Genomic DNA, 17,666 nt, shown 5'->3' with positions numbered 1-17,666 from the left:
CGCGCCGCTGGGTTTTGCTTTCCGCAAACCCTCGCGCAGTTCGTAGCTTGCGCCCGACCGCCGCGCATAACCATATGCCGATTGGACGGGTTGTCGCCGCAATATCCCTTCGATAAGCTTGCCGGGCTGGAATCGCTTGAATCCGCAGACAGGCTGCTGCACCAGCCAGGCGCTGCATCGCAGGCTGCCCGCGCAGGCGTGGCCGGCCCGAACGTGCGATGCTTCGCTTGCGCCATGAACCAGACGAACTGCCTGACCACGACTGTTATGGGAGAACCTATGCGCCTCAGACTGCCCGCCGCCTTGCTGCCCCTGCTCGTGGCTCTGCCAGCGCTGGCACTGGCCAAACCGCTCACGGTGTGCACGGAGTCGAGCCCGGACGGTTTCGACGTCGTCCAGTTCAACTCGCTCGTTACGACGAACGCCTCGGCCGACGTGATCTTCAACCCGCTCGTCTCATACGACGAGGCCGCGAAGAAGGTCGTGCCGGCGCTCGCCGACAAGTGGGAAGTCAGCGACGACGGCCTCACCTACACGTTCCATCTGCGCCCGAACGTGCAGTTCCAGACCACGGACTACTTCAAGCCCAACCGTCCGCTCAATGCCGACGACGTCGTCTTCACGTTCACCCGCATGCTCGACGACAGCAACCCGTGGCACAAGGTGACGGGCCCGAGCGGCTTTCCGCACGCACAGTCGATGGGCCTCACGAAGCTGATCAAGTCGGTATCCAAGGTGGACGACAGCACGGTGAAGTTCGAACTCAACGAACCGAACGCCACGTTCCTGCCCATCCTGACGATGGGCTTCGCGTCGATCTATTCGGCCGAATATGCCGACCAGCTGCTCAAGGCCGGCAAGCAGACGGACCTCAACGCGAAGCCGATCGGCACCGGGCCGTTCGTGCTGAAGAGCTACACGAAAGACGCGCTGATCCGCTATGAGGTGAACCCCACGTACTGGGGGCCGAAGCCGAAGATCGACCGCCTGATTTACGCCATCACGCCTGACGCCGCGGTGCGCGCGCAGAAGGTCAAGGCCGGCGAATGCCAGATCGCACTCTCCCCGAAGCCTCAGGACGTTGCCGACGCGAAGAACGAAAAGTCACTGAAGGTCGTGCAGACGCCCGCCTTCATGACCGCCTTCGTCGCGCTGAACACCGAGAAGAAGCCGCTCGACAACCAGAAGGTTCGCCAGGCGCTGAACCTCGCCTTCGATCGCGCCACTTATCTCAAAGTCGTCTTCGACAACACCGCGATACCCGCCGCGAACCCGTGGCCGCCCAACACGTGGAGCTACGACAAGGGCATCCAGCCGTATCCGCACGACATCGCCAAGGCCAAACAGCTGCTCGCGGAGGCCGGTCTGCCGAACGGTTTCTCGACCACGATCTGGGTCCGGCCAACCGGTAGCGTGCTGAACCCGAATCCGAAAGCCGGCGCGGAACTGTTGCAGGCCGACTTCGCGAAGATCGGCGTGAAAGCGGACGTGAAGGTGATCGAATGGGGCGAGCTGATCAAGGAAGCGAAGCAGGGGCAGCACGACACCCTCTTCATGGGCTGGGCCGGCGACAACGGCGACCCCGACAACTATCTGTCGCCGCTCTTCAGCTGCAATGCCGTGAAGTCGGGCATCAACTTCGCGCGTTACTGCGACCCGCAACTCGACAAGCTGATCGCCGAAGGCAAGACGACAGCGGACCTCGGCAAGCGGACCAAGGCCTACGAGGCCGCGCAAAAGATCATCCACGACGAGGCGTTGTGGATTCCGCTCGGCTATCCCACGGCTGCGGCGATTACGCGGGCGAACGTCAGCGGCTATCAGGTCAGCCCGTTCGGGCGGCAGAACTTCGGGAACGTGGTGGTGCAGTAACGCTCACACGGCCCTGGCAGCGTCGGGACGGAGCTGCCAGAGCTGGGTCGGGATGGGAGCCGCCCGGCCCGGGCCAGCGTCAGCCTCAAGCCCGATACAAGCTGGACCCAAGCTGGACCCAAGCGGAATCCAGGCTGACTTCAAGCCGCGAAGCGGATCACCCCGTCGTCGCCCTGCTCGCGCTTGAGTTCGCCCGCCAGCCACAGCAGATGCAAGTGCGCGAGCGCTTCGCCCATCGCGAAGGTCATCTGGTGAATGTCCAGCTCGCGCTTGAACATCAGCGGCACGATGTCGGCCGCGCTGCACGGCGCCTTTTCACAGGCCTCGCGCACTTCGGCAAGCCGCGCGTCGTGGTGCGCCCGCAATTGGCCAATACGCGTGTGCAGTCCACGGAACGGCTTGCCGTGCGAGGGCAGCACGAGCGTGTCCGCCGGCATGGGCTCGTAACGGCCCAGCGACTCGAGATACAGCGCGAGCGGGTTTCCTTCGGGCTCGATGTCGAACACCGAAACGTTGGTGGAAATGCGCGGCAGCACCATGTCGCCGGAAATCAGCACGCCCGCCTCTTCACAATGCAGCGCGCAATGCTCGGGCGAATGGCCGAAGCCCGTCACCACGCGCCAGCTACGTCCGCCAATGCGCACTTCGTCGGCCTCGCGCAGCCGCCGATATTGGCTCGGAATAGCCGGCACGAGGCTCGAGTAGTAGCTGCGACGACTGCGCAGTTTTTCCAGTGATGCCTCGTCGGCGAGGCCATGGCGCGCGAAGTGCCGCGCGGCGCCCTCGCCGCCCGCATTCGAGCCGTCCCCTGCACCCATCACGCGGCCCAGCATGTATTCGCCCAAGGTGATCCACAGCCGCACGTTCCAGCGCTCGCGCTCGCCGCCGTTGCACAGCCAGTGTGCGAGCCCGAGATGGTCCGGGTGGCAGTGCGTGACGAGCACGCGCAACACCGGCAAACCCTCCAGCACGCTATCGAACACGCTTTCCCAGTGCGCCTTGATCGTGTCCGACGCGATGCCGCAGTCGATCACCGTCCAGCCACGCTGTCCGTCGATTTCATCGCGCAACAGCCAAAGATTGATGTGATCGAGCGCGAACGGCAGCGGCATGCGCAGCCAGAACACGCCCGGCGCGACTTCGAACACACTGCCGGGCTCGGGCAGCGTGTCCGCAAAGGGATAGTTGAGCTGGTGTTCGAGTGCATTCATCGCGGGTCTCTTCTCCTTTTTCCTGCCTGGCTGCGTCGATCGGCCTGGTTGCCGGCCTGGTCGCCGGCTTGCTTACCGGCCTGGTTGCCGGCTCGTTCGGCAACCTCGCGCCAGGTTGCGCAAGTCTCAAGTTGACGATAACGTAAACGTCGATTCTATCGTTCATTTGGACCCACGTGCCGGCCGCTACCCGGCGGCTACCCGGCGGCTACCCAGTGCTACCCAGCCGCCCAACGTGCCGCGCCGGTCCGACGACTTCCGAGCCATGACCACCCAGTACACGATCACCGAGCTTGCCCGCGAATTCGACGTCACACCCCGCGCCATCCGGTTCTACGAGGACCAAGGTCTGCTCTCGCCCAGCCGCGAGGGGGCGAGCGGTCTGCGGCGCGTCTATTCGGGACGCGATCGCACGCGCCTCAAGCTGACGCTGCGCGGCAAGCGACTTGGCTTCACGCTCTCGGAAATTCGCGATCTGCTCGACCTCTACGAATCGCCGACCGACACCCTTCCCCAGCTCCAGGCGTTTCTCGCCACGGTGGTGCGCCATCGCGAGGTGCTCGAACGGCAACGCGAAGACCTGAACGCGACGCTCGAAGACCTCGCGCAGTACGAAACGCAGGCGCGGACGCTGCTGGAAGGCAACCGGCACAAAGGCGAACGCGGCACGGAAGCCGCTACGTCCTCGGGCGAGACCCGCTGAACCCGCTGCCCCAGGAACGAACCCGAACTGGAAAACCGCGCGCCTGCGAGCGCAAGGCACCGACAGGAGATAGCAGCAAACCAACAGGCACCCAAGGCCCGCCACCAGGGAGCGAGACGAGGAAACAGCGGCAAGCAGACGGGTGGGCGGCGCACCTCGGCACAGGCCCCAGCCCACGCCGCCACGAGCGCTCGGTTACAGGGTAGTCAGCACTGGCGCGTGCCGCGCCGTTCGCGCACGATGCCATCACGATCGCGCGCGATGGCCGAAAGAAGCCGCCACGGCCGGCCAGGTGCGCGCAGAACGAAGCGCGCAAAAGCGGCCAAAACGAAAGGCCGCGAACAGCCCAGACACTCGCGGACGATACAATCCCGTGTGTCCTCACGACATGGAACATGCACGGTCGACATGAATCACTTTCCCAAACTGCTGTCGTCGCAGATCGGTTTCGACCTCGCGCAAACCATGCTCGAAGGCTTCGATCGGCACTACCGGATCTTCCGCGACGCAGCCATCCGTGCAAAAGAGCTGTTCGAAGCCGGCGACTGGCATGGCCTGCAGCGTCTCGCGCGCGAGCGCATCACGTCGTATGACGAGCGCGTGGAAGAATGCGTCGAGTTGCTCGAAGACGAATACGACGCCGAGAACATCGACGACGAAGTCTGGCAGCAGATCAAGCTCCACTACATCGGCCTGCTCACGCGCCACCAGCAGCCCGAGTGCGCCGAGACCTTCTTCAATTCGGTCTGCTGCAAGATCCTGCACCGCTCGTATTTCAACAACGACTTCATTTTCGTGCGGCCCGCCATCTCGACGGAGTACATCGAGAACGACGAGCCCGCCGCGAAGCCCACCTACCGCGCCTACTATCCCGGCAAGGACGGGCTCGCCGCCACGCTCGAGCGCGTCGTCACGAACTTCCAGCTGGAGCCGCCGTTCGAAGACCTCACGCGCGACGTCGGCTGCCTGATGCAGGCCATTCACGACGCGTTCGGCGAATTCGAAGAAGCCGCGAACTTCCAGATTCACGTGCTCTCGTCGCTGTTCTTCCGCAACAAGGCGGCCTACATCATCGGGCGCATCATCAACGGCGAAGTCATGCTGCCGTTCGCCGTGCCCATCCGCCACGCGAAGCCCGGCGTGCTCACGCTCGATACCGTGCTGCTCAAGCGTGAGCAGCTGCTCATCATCTTCAGCTTCTCGCACTCGTACTTCCTCGTGGACATGGAAGTGCCCTCGGCCTACGTCGAGTTCCTGCGCACCATCATGCCGGGCAAGCCGAAGGCGGAAATCTATACATCGGTGGGTCTGCAGAAGCAGGGCAAGAACCTGTTCTACCGCGACCTGCTGCATCACCTCTCGCATTCGAGCGACCAGTTCATCGTCGCGCCCGGCATCAAGGGCCTCGTGATGCTGGTGTTCACGCTGCCGTCGTTCCCATACGTGTTCAAGCTCATCAAGGACGCGTTCCCGCCGCCCAAAGAGACCACGCGCGAGCAGATCGTCGCGAAGTACCAGCTGGTGAAGCGTCACGACCGGCTGGGCCGCATGGCCGACACGCTCGAATATTCGAGCGTCGCGCTGCCGGTGTCGCGCCTCGACGACGCGCTCATCAAGGAACTGGAAACCTACGCGCCCTCGATGATCGAGTACGAGGGCGACAACCTCGTGATCCGCCACGTCTACATCGAGCGCCGCATGGTGCCGCTCAATATCTACCTGCAAAACGGTACCGACGAGCAGGTGGAACACGCGGTGAAGGAATACGGCGATGCGGTGAAAGAGCTGATGCAGGCGAACATTTTCCCGGGCGACATGCTCTACAAGAACTTCGGCGTGACGCGCCACGGCCGCGTGGTGTTCTACGACTACGACGAGATCGAGTACCTCACCGACTGCAACGTGCGCGCCGTGCCCGCTCCGCGCAACGAGGAAGACGAACTCTCCGGCGAGCCGTGGTACGCCGTCGGCCCGCACGACATCTTCCCGGAAACCTACGGCACGTTCCTGCTGGGCGACACGCGCGTGCGGCAATACTTCCTCGCGCACCACGCCGACTTCTTCACGCCCGAACTCTGGCAAAGGCACAAGGATCATCTGCTGAAGGGCGAGTTGCCCGACTTTTTCCCGTACGACCAGAGCATCCGCTTCTGCGTACGTTATCCCGAGCGCTTCGTCGGCGCCGGGGGCCACGTGGGTCAGGCATCGAACCTGCCCACGCAGCCCGCAGCGGCCACGGCCAACACAGCCGACGAAGCCGCCGTGAAGGTGGCATGACCGCCATGCGCGCGCTCTACGCCACCTTCTTTCAGCCTCAACCGGTGGGCCGCCCCCGCGGCCCCGAAACACCAATCGAGTCATCATGAGCACGACTTCTCCAGACCATCCGCTCTCACACCTGTTCGACAACAACCGGAAGTGGGTTGCCTCGAAGCTCGCCGCCGACCCGCAATACTTCTCGCGCCTCGCCGACCAGCAGGCGCCCGAGTATCTGTGGATCGGCTGTTCCGATTCGCGGGTGCCCGCCAACCAGATCATCGGCCTGCCGCCGGGCGAGGTGTTCGTCCACCGCAACATCGCCAACGTGGTGGTGCACTCGGACCTCAACTGTCTTTCGGTGATCCAGTTCGCCGTCGACCTGCTGAAGGTCAAGCACATCATGGTGGTGGGCCACTACGGCTGCTCGGGCGTGGGCGCGGCGCTGCACGGCCGGCGCGTGGGCCTCGCGGACAACTGGCTGCATCACGTGCAGGACGTGCGCGCCAAGCACGCCGCGCTGCTCGAAGAATGGCCCATCGGCGAAGCGCGCCACCGGCGGCTCGTGGAACTCAACACCATCGAGCAGGTGCTCAACGTTTGCCGCACCACCATCGTCAACGACGCGTGGGCGCGCGGCCAGTCGCTCACCGTTCACGGTTGGGCCTACGGCGTGCATGACGGCCGCGTGCGCAACCTCGGCATGACGATCTCGTCGGCCGATCAGCTCGAAGACACGTATCAGCGCTGCGTGAGCGGCGCCACGACCAGCCACGCCCACGAAACCGACAACGACGTGGTGGCCGCCGATGCCGCGAAGCTCGGCGACGTACCCGCCGTCGTACAAGGCGTTATCAAGGAGCTCAAACATGAGTGAAATGAACGGGACAACACGCGATCCGGTCGTCATCGTGGCGGCCGCGCGCACGCCGATGGCGGCGTTCCAGGGCGAGTTCGCCGCGCTCACCGCGCCGCAGCTCGGGTCCGCGGCGATTGCGGCAGCCGTCGAGCGCGCCGGCCTCAAGCCGGAGCACGTCGATGAAGTGATCATGGGCTGCGTGCTGCCGGCGGGCCAGGGCCAGGCGCCGGCGCGCCAGGCGTCGCTGGGCGCGGGCCTGCCGCTGTCGGCGGGCTGCACGACGGTCAACAAGATGTGCGGCTCGGGCATGCGCGCGGCCATGTTCGCGCACGACATGCTGCTCGCCGAATCGGCTCAGGTGATCGTGGCAGGCGGCATGGAGAGCATGACCAACGCGCCGTACCTGCTGCCGAAGGCGCGCGCCGGCATGCGCATGGGCCACGGCCAGGTGATCGATCACATGTTCTACGACGGCCTTGAAGACGCATACGAGAAAGGCCGCCTGATGGGCACGTTCGCTGAGGAATGCGCGGCGTCGTTCGACTTTTCGCGCGAGCAGCAGGACGCGTTCGCCATCGAATCGTTGAAGCGCGCGAAGCGTGCGAACGAAGACGGCTCCTTCGCGTGGGAGATCGCGCCGGTCACGGTGGAAAGCCGCAAGGGCGAAGTGCGGGTGGAACGCGATGAACAGCCGTTCAAGGCCAACATCGAGAAGATTGCGAGCCTCAAGCCCGCGTTCAGCAAGACCGGCACGGTGACGGCGGCGAACTCGTCGTCCATTTCGGACGGTGCAGCCGCGCTCGTCATGATGCGGGCATCGACGGCCGCGCGCCTCGGTCTCTCGCCGCTCGCGCGCGTGGTGGGCCACACGACCTTCGCGCAGGAACCCGCGAAGTTCACCACGGCGCCGGTGGGCGCCATCCGGCGTCTCTTCGACAAAAACGGCTGGCACGCGGGCGACGTCGATCTCTACGAGATCAACGAGGCCTTCGCCGTGGTCACGATGGCCGCCATGAAGGAGCACGGGCTGCCGCACGACAAGGTGAACATCAACGGCGGCGCGTGTGCGCTGGGGCATCCTATCGGCGCCTCGGGCGCGCGCATCGTCGTCACGCTGATCGGCGCGCTGCGTCAGCATGGGTTGAAGCGTGGGGTGGCAAGCCTGTGCATCGGCGGTGGCGAGGCCACGGCCATGGGCATCGAACTCGTGTGAGTGCAAGCGAACCCGTACGCAGACACGGAGGTGACAGCATGAGGACAGCGCTCGTGGTTGGCGCATCGCGCGGCATTGGCCGCGAGTTAGTGCGGCAGTACCGCAAGTCCGGCTGGCGCGTGCTGGCCACGGCGCGCGACGAAGCGTCCCTCGCCGAACTCGGCGAGATGGGCGCGCAGACCTTCCCGCTCGACATCACCGAGCCCGAGCAGATTGCGGCGCTCGGCTGGAAGCTCGACGGCGAACGGCTCGACGTCGCGTTGATCGTCTCCGGCGTGTACGGGCCGCGCACCGAAGGCGTCGAGACCTTCACGGCGGAAGACTTCGACTACGTGATGGCCACCAACGTCCGCGGCCCAATGCAGTTAATGCCGATTCTGCTGCCGCTCGTCGAAGAGGCGCACGGCGTGCTCGCGGTGCTCTCGAGCCGCATGGGCAGCATTGCGGGCGCAGGCGGCACGACGGGCTGGCTCTATCGCGCGAGCAAGGCGGCCGTGAACGACGCCCTCAAGGTGGCGTCGCTGCAGACCCGCCGCGCAACGTGCGTGGCGCTGCATCCGGGCTGGGTGCGCACGGACATGGGCGGCACCGAGGCCGCCATCGACGTGCAGCACAGCGTGAACGGCCTGCGCGAAGTGCTGGCCGAAGCCGCCGTAGAGCGCGACGTCTTCAACGGACGCTTCTTCCAGTACGACGGCACGGAACTGGACTGGTAGCGCGCACAGGACCCATCGCAAAAACTTCACCAAAAACGGAGACACCCCGACATGCTGCTCGACGAGGATCATCTGATGGTCCGCGACGCGGTGCGCGCCTTCGTGCGCGAGGAAGTGGCGCCACACGCGGCCGCGTGGGACCGCGAGCGCGTCTTTCCCGCGCAGGTGCATCGCCAGCTGGCGCAACTGGGCGCCTACGGCGTGATGGTGCCGCCCGCCTACGGCGGCGCCGGCCTCGACGCATTGGCGCTCGCCGTCATGCTCGAGGAAATCGCGGCCGGCGACGGCGGCACATCCACGGCCATTTCGGTCAACAACTGCCCCGTGTGCAGCATCCTGCTCGCTTACGGCAACGACGACCAGAAGCGCGACTGGCTCACGCCGCTCGCGCGCGGCGACATGCTGGGCGCGTTCTGCCTGACCGAGCCGCAGGCGGGCTCGGACGCCTCCGCGCTACGCACCACCGCCACGCGCGACGGCGACAGCTACGTGGTGAACGGCGTGAAGCAGTTCATCACGAGCGGCAAGAACGGCCAGGTCGCGATCGTGATGGCGGTCACCGACAAGTCCGCCGGCAAGCGCGGCATCAGCGCGTTCATCGTGCCCACCGACACGCCCGGCTACGTCGTGGCGCGGCTTGAAGACAAGCTGGGCCAGCATTCGTCGGACACGGCGCAGATCGTTTTCGACGACTGCCGCGTACCGGCGGCGAATTTGATCGGCGCCGAGGGCGAGGGCTATCGCATCGCGCTTTCGGGGCTGGAAGGCGGACGCATCGGCATCGCGGCGCAGAGTGTGGGCATGGCCCGCGCGGCGTTCGAAGCGGCGCTCGCTTACGCGAAGGAGCGCGAGAGCTTCGGCGAGCCGCTTTTCGCGCACCAGGCCGTGCAGTTCCGGCTCTCGGACATGGCCACGCAGCTCGAAGCGGCCCGGCAGCTCGTCTGGCACGCCGCAGCGTTGAAGGACGCCGGCCAGCCCTGTCTCACGGAAGCGGCGATGGCGAAGCTGTTCGCCTCCGAAGCCGCGGAGCGCATCTGCTCGGCGGCCTTGCAGATTCACGGCGGCTACGGCTACCTCAGCGATTTTCCGGTGGAGCGCATCTACCGTGACGTGCGCGTGTGCCAGATTTACGAGGGCACGAGCGATATCCAGAAGATACTGATCGCGCGCGGGCTCGCTTGACTCGCGATTCCCTCCCGCCACGCCTCATCCGATGACTTCAGCACCCCACGCCAGCGCCCGTCCGACGGACTGCCCCTGCGGCGGCGCCGCGCCCGACCAGAAAAGCGGCGCCCGGCCGCCGCGTTACGCGGACTGCTGCGGGCGCTTCATCGACGGCGCCACCGTGGCGCCCCGCGCGCTGGAACTTATGCGCTCGCGGTACACGGCGTACGTGCTGGGCGAGTCGGCGTATCTGCGCGACACATGGGCGCAAGAGACCTGCCCCGCCGATCTCGACGTCGACCCGAACGCGCCGGACGCCCCGCGCTGGCTGGGCCTTGCCATCAAGCGCCATACGCCCATCGACGAAACCCATGCCGAGGTCGAATTCGTCGCCCGCTACAAAGTGGGCGGCCGCGCCCACAGGCTGCACGAGACGAGCCGCTTCCTGCGCGGCGCCGATGGACGATGGCGGTATGTGGACGGAGACGTACGGGAGGGGTGAGGTGGACGGCTGATTGAAACGGCCCTGTCGCACTTTGCATACGGCGCTTATTACCGCCCCTCACGCATTTTTTCCCGAGTCTCTTACCGATTTCGAGCGCCCGGCCAGTAAAACACGGCCCGGCGCGGTTCTGCGCCGCAGCCCCATTTTCCGCAAGCCTTGTCGCCACGCGTGCGCGGGTTACCCCCGAATTGCACAAAGGTAATTTGTCGTGCGAGGATCATTTCCAGGTTCCGCGGGGTTGTGGGGTCGGTTCAAGCGACTCCCAACTATCGGATTTCATTCGTAAAGCTGACGTTTTGGTTCTGTTGGCTTGCCCCGGTCGGCGCTCCAGCGAGCGCGTCGGCGGCCGGTGGCGAATGAAGGTCTGGGCGCGTGCCTGTTGAGCGGCATTTCGGCGTGGTTTCGGGAAGATCCATGAAGAAATGCCCGGCCGTTTTTCTCCCCTTGGCGGGTTCGGCTGCCGTGTGTGCGAAAGCGCACATGCGCGGGAATCTCGCTGTGTCCGCAAAACGGACGGTGGGCGGCCTCAAGGGCTTAAAAGCAGAGCTTAAAAGCGGGTTCGGGTAGCTGAATGCAGCGGATGGATTTCAAAAAGATTCTCGCCGGATGGGCAGCGGTCTGCGCCGTGGGCACGGTATCGAACGTGCACGCGGGCACGTTTGACGCGCCCGTCTCTGTCGCGAACTCTGCCAGCTCCGCTGCCACGTCTGCTGCCATCCTCGCGCCCGGCCCGCTCGCCAGCGCCCGCGTGCCCAGCCTCAGTTTCGACTACGGCAGCGAGCCGCGCGTCGGCGCGCGCCTCAACGAGCAGATCATCCGCATTCCGGCCGACGCAACGGGCAGCGTGACGCTCGAAACCACGATCTATCGTCCCGACGGTCCGGGCCCGTTCCCGATGATCGTCTTCAACCACGGCAAGATTCCCGGCGACCCGCGCGGCCAGGCTCGCAGCGAGCCGATGTCGCTCGCGCGCGAATTCGTGCGCCGCGGCTACGTGGTGGTAGCGCCGAATCGCCGCGGCTTTGCGGGCTCGGGCGGCACCTACGAGCAGGACGGCTGCGACGTGGAACGCAATGGCCTCGGCCAGGCTGCCGACGTGGCCGCGACCATCGACTACATGACGAAGCAGCCGTACGTGGACGCCCAGCACATCGTCGTGGCGGGCACGTCGCACGGCGGGCTCGCCACCATCGCCTACGGCACCGAAGCGAAAGCCGGCGTGCGCGGCCTCATCAACTTCTCGGGCGGCCTGCGTCAGGACGCCTGCACCGGCTGGCAGGACAACCTCACGCACGCGTTCGGCGCGTACGGCGCAAAGACCCAGGTGCCTTCGCTGTGGCTCTACGGCGACAACGATTCGGTGTGGCCCGCCACGCTCGTCACGCGCATGTACAGCGCGTACACGCAGGCGCAGACGGGCGGTGCGACGGGGCCGGACGTCGAAGCCCGGCTCATCGATTTCGGCTCCTACAAGAACGACGCCCATCGCCTCGTAGGCGACCGCGATGGCGTGCATGTCTGGTGGCCGGCCGTCGACACGTTCCTGCGGCGCATCGGCATGCCCACGGCGGTGGAATATCGCGTGTCCGATCCGGCGCAGCCCAGGCCGACTGACTTCGCCGCCCTCGACGCCGTGAACGCCGTGCCGTTCCTCGACGAAGCAGGCCGCGCGGGGTATCGCAACTTCCTCAAGCAGTATCCGAGCCGCGCGTTTGCGGTCTCCGAGAACGGCGCCTGGTCGTGGGCCGAAGGCGGCGACAACCCGATGGCCGTGGCAATCGCGAACTGCCAGAAGGAAGGCGCGGGCGCGTGCCGCCTCTACGCGGTCAACGACTCGGTGGTGTGGAAGGACGACGGCCATGCCACGGCGCAAGCATCCGCGGACACCGAGGATGCCGGCCAGCGTGACGATCGCAACGTCACGGCGCGCGATACCGCGGTCACCGCGGGCGAAACGCCGGCCATCGCGAGCCGCTGATCCTTCGGCGGGCCTTTCTCTCGCGGTTCTCTCTCGCGGTTCTCTCTCACGGTTCTCTCTCGCGGTTCTCTCTCGCGGTTCTCTCTCGCGGTTCTCTCTCGCGGTTCTCTCTCACGGCGGCGCCGGCGGTCGGCTCGCACGAGCCTTCTTCGCTGATTGCGTTGCGTCTCTCGTGCCGTGCTGCGCGATCGGCACTTGCTGCGTTCCCAGCGCCCCGCCGCTTCCAACCTCCACTCGCCGCACTTCCCCACGCGCTTCCGGTCGTTGCGGCTCGTTGCCCGCGTAGCGCGCTCCGCGCGTCGCATTTCGCGAAAAGCCTTGGACGTCCCACCGAAAACCCGCATTTCGTCCACGCTCCACACGATTTTTTGCACAAGGGGTAGCTCACTTTGCCGTCGTCATCTACGGCCATTTCGAGCCTTCTGTCCCGAACCGTTCCGTGCTGTTCCGAACTGCCTCGAACGCCCGCCCAGCAAGGCTTCCGGGCCTATTTTCGCGGTAGTGCATTGCGGCTCGTTACGCGCTAATCTCGACGCCGCTGCCGTCCTGGCGAGCCGCATGGCGACGCTGCGAAACGTGCCTTCGATGCACTTCGCGCCCAACCCATGCGCGCCGCACCGCACATTGCCGGCAGCCTTCGCGCGACGCGAACGCACGAGCGCCACGCGATCCGATCCGAAGTCCCGAAACATTCGCATGACGACGCAGCGTGCCGCGCTTCGCGCACCGTCCGCTGCGTCCATGCGCCGGAGTAGTGAGCCTTGAACAACCTGGCAACCGAAGACTGGGTGGCCCGCAGCCTGCGCGCCGTGTGGCACCCGTGTACGCAGATGAAGCATCACGAGCGGCTGCCGCTCGTCGCCGTCTCGCACGCGAAGGGCGCGTGGCTCTACGACCGCGACGGCCACCGCTATCTCGACGCCGTCAGTTCGTGGTGGGTCAACCTGTTCGGTCACGCGAACCCGCGCATCAACGCGGCGCTCAAAGCGCAGCTCGATACGCTCGAACACGTCATGCTCGCGGGCTGCACGCACGAGCCCGCCGTGGAGCTGGCCGAGCGCCTCGCCGCGCTCACGCACCACACGCTGGGCCACGCGTTCTTCGCGTCGGACGGCGCATCCGCTGTCGAGATCGCGTTGAAGATGAGCTTCCACGCCTGGCGCAATCGCGGCTTCAGCAACAAGCGCGAGTTCGTCTGCGTGGCGAACGGCTATCACGGCGAGACCATCGGCGCGCTCGGCGTGACGGACGTGCCGCTCTTCAAGGACGCCTACGATCCGCTCATTCGCCACGCGCACGTGGTGGCGTCGCCCGATGCGCGTCTTGCGCGCGACGGCGAAAGCGCCGCCGACGCCGCGCGCCGCGCCCTTGCGGACGTGCGCGCACTGTTCGAAGCGAAGAGCGCGCAGATCGCGGCGTTGATCGTCGAACCACTCGTGCAGTGCGCGGCCGGCATGGCGATGCACGACGTCTCGTATCTCGCCGGCCTGCGCGCGCTGTGCGACCAGTACGGCGTTCACCTGATCGCCGACGAAATCGCCGTTGGATGCGGACGCACCGGCACCTTCTTCGCCTGCGAGCAGGCGGGCATCTGGCCGGACTTCCTGTGTCTTTCGAAGGGCATCAGCGGCGGGTATCTGCCGCTCTCGCTCGTGCTGTCGCGCGACGACATCTACGCCGCGTTCTACGACGACGACACGGCGCGCGGCTTCCTGCACTCGCATTCGTACACGGGCAATCCGCTCGCGTGCCGCGCGGCGCTCGCCACGCTGGATCTCTTCGCCAGCGACGACGTGCTCGCCACGAACGCGCGCAAGTCGGCGCATCTGCGCGAGGCGCTTGCGCCGCTGGCCACGCATGCGCGCGTGCGCCACTTCCGTCAGTGCGGCACGCTCTTCGCGTTCGATGCCGTCATCGACGATGCCCAACAGGCGAAGACCTTCTCGCGCCGCTTCTTCCAGCACGCGTTGCAGCGCGAACTGCTGCTGCGCCCCATCGGCACGACGGTGTACCTGATGCCGCCCTACGTGCTCGACGCAAACGAACAGGCGCTGCTCGCCGAACGCACGCTCGATACTTTCGACGCCACGCTGAAGGAGGCGCACTGATGCAGTTGCTCGACTCGCTCGAACAGGCTCTCGCCGACCTCGCCGCACGCGGCCTCACGCGCCGCCGCCGCACCATCGACTCGCCGTGCGCCGCGCACATGATCGTGGACGGCCGCGACATGATCGGCTTCGCGAGCAACGATTACCTCGGGCTCGCAGCACATCCGCAACTCGTGGCCGCCATCGCCGAAGGCGCGCAGCGCTACGGCGCGGGCAGCGGCGGCTCGCATCTGCTGGGCGGCCATTCGCGTGCGCATGCGCAACTCGAAGACAACCTGGCGGCATTCGCGGGCGGCTTCGTCGACGCACCGCGCGCGCTCTACTTCAGCACCGGCTACATGGCGAACCTCGCCGTGCTCACCGCGCTCGCGGGCCGCGGCACGACGCTCTTTTCGGACGCACTGAATCACGCGTCGCTCATCGACGGCGCACGGCTTTCGCGTGCCGACGTGCAGATCTATCCGCACGCCGACGTCGAAGCGCTGAGCGCGATGCTCGACGCTTCGGATGCCCAAACGAAGCTCATCGTCACCGACTCCGTGTTCAGCATGGACGGCGACGTAGCGCCGCTCGCGCCGCTGCTCGCGCTGGCCGAGCACCACGGCGCATGGCTCGTCGTGGACGACGCCCACGGCTTCGGTGTGCTCGGCCCGCAAGGACGCGGCGCCGTCGCGCAGGCCGCGTTGCGCTCGCCGCATCTCGTTTTCGTGGGCACGCTTGGCAAGGCGGCCGGCGTGTCCGGCGCGTTCGTCGCCGCGCACACAACGGTGATCGAATGGCTCGTGCAACGCGCGCGGCCCTACATCTTCACGACGGCGTCCGCGCCTGCCGTGGCGCACGCGGTGTCGGCCAGCCTCAAGATCATCGCGGGCGACGAAGGCGACGAACGGCGCGCGCATCTGCACGCACTGATCGAACGCACGCGTGCGCTGCTCAAAGAAACCTGCTGGCTGCCTGTGGATTCGCACACCGCCGTTCAGCCGCTCATCATCGGCGCGAACGACGCCACGCTCGACATGGCCGCGGCGCTCGACCGCGAAGGGCTCTGGGTGCCCGCCATCCGGCCGCCCACCGTGCCGGCCGGCACGTCGCGTTTGCGCATCTCGCTTTCGGCAGGCCATTCGCATGGCGACCTGGACCGGCTCGAGGCCGCGCTGCTTCGCCTCAGCAAGGCGGAGACCGCATCATGAGCGCGACGTTTTCGAACATCACGCAACCGCGCTCGCTTTTTGTAACCGGCACGGATACGGAAATCGGCAAGACGCTGGTTTCTGCCGCTTTGCTGCGCGGCTTCTCGCGCGCGGGTCTGCGCGCCGCGGCGATGAAGCCCATCGCGGCCGGCGCATTCGAGCGTGACGGCGTCTGGCACAACGAAGACGCCGATCAACTCGACGCCGCCGCGAGCGTGCTGTTGCCGCCCGACATTCGCACGCCGTATCTGCTGAAAGAACCGGCCGCGCCGCACATTGCCGCCGCGCTCGAACGCGTGACGCTGGACCCGGCGAGCATCGTGGCCTGTCATGCCGAGGCCATGCAGCGCGCCGACGTCGTGGTGGTGGAAGGCGTGGGCGGCTTTCGCGTGCCGCTCACGGACACCTGCGACACCGCCGACCTCGCCCGCATGCTCGGCTTGCCCGTGCTGCTCGTGGTGGGCATGCGGCTGGGCTGCATCAGTCACGCGCTGCTCACTGCGGAGGCCATCGCCGCCCGCGGGTTGCGTCTCGCGGGCTGGGTGGCCAATCGCGTCGATCCCGCCATGACGTTCGCCGACGAAAACATCGACGCGCTGCGCGAACGGCTGGGCCGCGAGCACGACGCGCCGCTCGTCGGCGTGGTACCGCATCTCGCGAATCCGTCGGCCGATGCCGCGGCGGATTGCCTCGACACGGCATCGCTGCTGCAAACGCTCTGCGCGCTCGACACATCGCGTCGCTCGCCGCTCAACACGCAATAGAACACGCTCAAGACAAACCTGGACACGAAGGACTCACGACATGCCCTCCACTTCCATCGAAACCTCAAACGTGCAAACAACGGCCACCGTGCAGGCCACCACGACGAACGCCACCAGCGCCCGCTGGAAAGTCGCCGACGTGGTCGCGCTCTACGATCTGCCGTTCAACGACCTGCTGTTCCGCGCGCAGCAAGTGCATCGCGAGCACTTCGACGCGAATGCCGTGCAACTCTCCACGCTGCTCTCCATCAAGACGGGCGGCTGCGAGGAGGACTGCGCGTACTGCCCGCAGTCGGCGCACTACGAAACGGGCGTCAAGGCCGAGAAGTTGATGGAAGTGGACGCCGTGCTGGCCGCCGCGCGCGTGGCGAAGGAGAACGGCGCGACGCGTTTCTGCATGGGCGCCGCGTGGCGCAATCCGAAAGACCGGCATCTGGAGCCGATCAAAGACATGATTCGCGGCGTGAAGGCGATGGGGCTCGAAACGTGCGTGACGCTCGGCATGCTCGAAGCGCACCAGGCGCAGTCGCTGCGCGATGCGGGGCTCGACTACTACAACCACAACCTCGACACCTCGCCGGAGTTCTACGGGCAGATCATCTCCACGCGCACCTACGAAGACCGGCTCGCCACGCTCGAACGCGTGCGCGACGCGGGCATCAACGTGTGCTGCGGCGGCATCGTGGGCATGGGCGAATCGCGGCGTGAACGCGCGGGGCTCATCGCGCAGCTCGCGAACATGGACCCGTATCCGGAATCGGTGCCCATCAACAATCTCGTGCAGGTGGACGGCACGCCGCTCACGGGCACGGAAGCACTGGACCCGTTCGAATTCGTGCGCACCATTGCCGTGGCGCGCATCACGATGCCGCGCGCGATGGTGCGCCTCTCGGCGGGCCGCGAGCAGATGGACGACGCGTTGCAAGCGCTGTGCTTCCTCGCGGGCGCGAACTCGATTTTCTACGGTGATCAGTTGCTCACCACCGGCAACCCGCAGGCCGAAGCGGACCGCAAACTGCTCGCGCGGCTCGGCATTCGTGCGGAGACGGCGAACGCGCTGCCCGCGGACGAGCACAAGCACGCGCATGAGCACGAAGGTTGCCGCCACGGCTGATCGAACGCCTACG

Annotated in this window: 14 protein-coding genes; 13 read left to right on the top strand and 1 reads right to left on the bottom strand. The window is 66.3% G+C overall.

Annotation, left to right across the window (positions count from 1 at the left end; all coding sequences use genetic code 11):
* The first annotated feature begins 279 nt into the window (after positions 1-279).
* Entirely contained in the window at positions 280-1,872 is a 1,593-nt protein-coding gene (locus PXJ20_RS03665; protein ID WP_277597215.1) for an ABC transporter substrate-binding protein, read from the top strand.
* A 140-nt stretch (positions 1,873-2,012) separates the two neighbouring features.
* On the opposite strand, the gene PXJ20_RS03660 is transcribed toward PXJ20_RS03665, so the two are convergent.
* Positions 2,013-3,083, bottom strand: coding sequence for an MBL fold metallo-hydrolase (locus tag PXJ20_RS03660; RefSeq protein ID WP_199542808.1), 1,071 nt, complete (start codon positions 3,081-3,083; stop codon positions 2,013-2,015).
* Between the two features lie 265 nt (positions 3,084-3,348).
* On the opposite strand from PXJ20_RS03660, the gene PXJ20_RS03655 reads away from it, so the two are divergent.
* The 12 genes from PXJ20_RS03655 (at position 3,349) to bioB (ending at position 17,653) form a co-directional block, all read left to right on the top strand.
* On the top strand, positions 3,349-3,786 hold the full coding sequence (locus PXJ20_RS03655) for a MerR family transcriptional regulator (RefSeq protein WP_413212932.1): 438 nt from the start codon (positions 3,349-3,351) through the stop codon (positions 3,784-3,786).
* A gap of 408 nt (positions 3,787-4,194) precedes the next feature.
* On the top strand, positions 4,195-6,063 hold the full coding sequence (gene aceK / locus PXJ20_RS03650) for a bifunctional isocitrate dehydrogenase kinase/phosphatase (protein WP_277597214.1): 1,869 nt from the start codon (positions 4,195-4,197) through the stop codon (positions 6,061-6,063).
* Between the two features lie 85 nt (positions 6,064-6,148).
* A complete protein-coding gene (gene can, locus PXJ20_RS03645; RefSeq protein ID WP_277597213.1) occupies positions 6,149-6,919 on the top strand; it encodes a carbonate dehydratase in 771 nt (256 codons plus the stop codon).
* On the top strand, positions 6,912-8,114 hold the full coding sequence (locus PXJ20_RS03640) for an acetyl-CoA C-acetyltransferase (RefSeq protein ID WP_017772535.1): 1,203 nt from the start codon (positions 6,912-6,914) through the stop codon (positions 8,112-8,114). Before can ends, PXJ20_RS03640 begins: the two co-directional genes overlap by 8 nt.
* A 38-nt stretch (positions 8,115-8,152) precedes the next feature.
* Complete coding sequence (locus tag PXJ20_RS03635) at positions 8,153-8,830, top strand: SDR family oxidoreductase (RefSeq protein ID WP_277597211.1); 678 nt, start codon at positions 8,153-8,155, stop codon at positions 8,828-8,830.
* A gap of 51 nt (positions 8,831-8,881) precedes the next feature.
* Complete coding sequence (locus PXJ20_RS03630; RefSeq protein ID WP_421030199.1) at positions 8,882-10,012, top strand: acyl-CoA dehydrogenase family protein; 1,131 nt, start codon at positions 8,882-8,884, stop codon at positions 10,010-10,012.
* A gap of 31 nt (positions 10,013-10,043) precedes the next feature.
* On the top strand, positions 10,044-10,496 hold the full coding sequence (locus PXJ20_RS03625) for a YchJ family protein (protein ID WP_421030198.1): 453 nt from the start codon (positions 10,044-10,046) through the stop codon (positions 10,494-10,496).
* Between the two features lie 583 nt (positions 10,497-11,079).
* A complete protein-coding gene (locus PXJ20_RS03620; protein WP_421030197.1) occupies positions 11,080-12,477 on the top strand; it encodes a dienelactone hydrolase family protein in 1,398 nt (465 codons plus the stop codon).
* A 761-nt stretch (positions 12,478-13,238) separates the two neighbouring features.
* Positions 13,239-14,585 (top strand): adenosylmethionine--8-amino-7-oxononanoate transaminase, encoded by a 1,347-nt coding sequence (gene bioA / locus PXJ20_RS03615; RefSeq protein WP_421030196.1) that lies wholly within the window; start codon positions 13,239-13,241, stop codon positions 14,583-14,585.
* Entirely contained in the window at positions 14,585-15,775 is a 1,191-nt protein-coding gene (gene bioF / locus PXJ20_RS03610) for an 8-amino-7-oxononanoate synthase (protein WP_421030195.1), read from the top strand. The genes bioA and bioF overlap by 1 nt, the downstream gene beginning before the upstream one ends.
* 17 nt (positions 15,776-15,792) lie before the next feature.
* Positions 15,793-16,539 (top strand): dethiobiotin synthase, encoded by a 747-nt coding sequence (gene bioD / locus PXJ20_RS03605; RefSeq protein ID WP_421030969.1) that lies wholly within the window; start codon positions 15,793-15,795, stop codon positions 16,537-16,539.
* A 40-nt stretch (positions 16,540-16,579) separates the two neighbouring features.
* Positions 16,580-17,653 (top strand): biotin synthase BioB, encoded by a 1,074-nt coding sequence (gene bioB / locus PXJ20_RS03600; RefSeq protein WP_421030194.1) that lies wholly within the window; start codon positions 16,580-16,582, stop codon positions 17,651-17,653.
* Positions 17,654-17,666: the final 13 nt, after the last annotated feature.

Origin of the sequence: Paraburkholderia sp. A1RI_3L (genome assembly GCF_048957895.1) — a bacterium.
In the GTDB taxonomy this organism is placed as follows: Bacteria; Pseudomonadota; Gammaproteobacteria; order Burkholderiales; family Burkholderiaceae; genus Paraburkholderia; species Paraburkholderia kururiensis.
This window is presented reverse-complemented; position numbering and strand designations above follow the sequence as displayed.

What these genes read in the sequence shown, in the direction of transcription:
- PXJ20_RS03665 (WP_277597215.1), top strand. Translation starts at nt 280, where the DNA reads ATGCGCCTCAGACTGCCCGCCGCCTTGCTGCCCCTGCTCGTGGCTCTG.
- PXJ20_RS03660 (WP_199542808.1), bottom strand. Translation starts at nt 3,083, where the DNA reads ATGAATGCACTCGAACACCAGCTCAACTATCCCTTTGCGGACACGCTG.
- PXJ20_RS03655 (WP_413212932.1), top strand. Translation starts at nt 3,349, where the DNA reads ATGACCACCCAGTACACGATCACCGAGCTTGCCCGCGAATTCGACGTC.
- aceK (WP_277597214.1), top strand. Translation starts at nt 4,195, where the DNA reads ATGAATCACTTTCCCAAACTGCTGTCGTCGCAGATCGGTTTCGACCTC.
- can (WP_277597213.1), top strand. Translation starts at nt 6,149, where the DNA reads ATGAGCACGACTTCTCCAGACCATCCGCTCTCACACCTGTTCGACAAC.
- PXJ20_RS03640 (WP_017772535.1), top strand. Translation starts at nt 6,912, where the DNA reads ATGAGTGAAATGAACGGGACAACACGCGATCCGGTCGTCATCGTGGCG.
- PXJ20_RS03635 (WP_277597211.1), top strand. Translation starts at nt 8,153, where the DNA reads ATGAGGACAGCGCTCGTGGTTGGCGCATCGCGCGGCATTGGCCGCGAG.
- PXJ20_RS03630 (WP_421030199.1), top strand. Translation starts at nt 8,882, where the DNA reads ATGCTGCTCGACGAGGATCATCTGATGGTCCGCGACGCGGTGCGCGCC.
- PXJ20_RS03625 (WP_421030198.1), top strand. Translation starts at nt 10,044, where the DNA reads ATGACTTCAGCACCCCACGCCAGCGCCCGTCCGACGGACTGCCCCTGC.
- PXJ20_RS03620 (WP_421030197.1), top strand. Translation starts at nt 11,080, where the DNA reads ATGGATTTCAAAAAGATTCTCGCCGGATGGGCAGCGGTCTGCGCCGTG.
- bioF (WP_421030195.1), top strand. Translation starts at nt 14,585, where the DNA reads ATGCAGTTGCTCGACTCGCTCGAACAGGCTCTCGCCGACCTCGCCGCA.
- bioB (WP_421030194.1), top strand. Translation starts at nt 16,580, where the DNA reads ATGCCCTCCACTTCCATCGAAACCTCAAACGTGCAAACAACGGCCACC.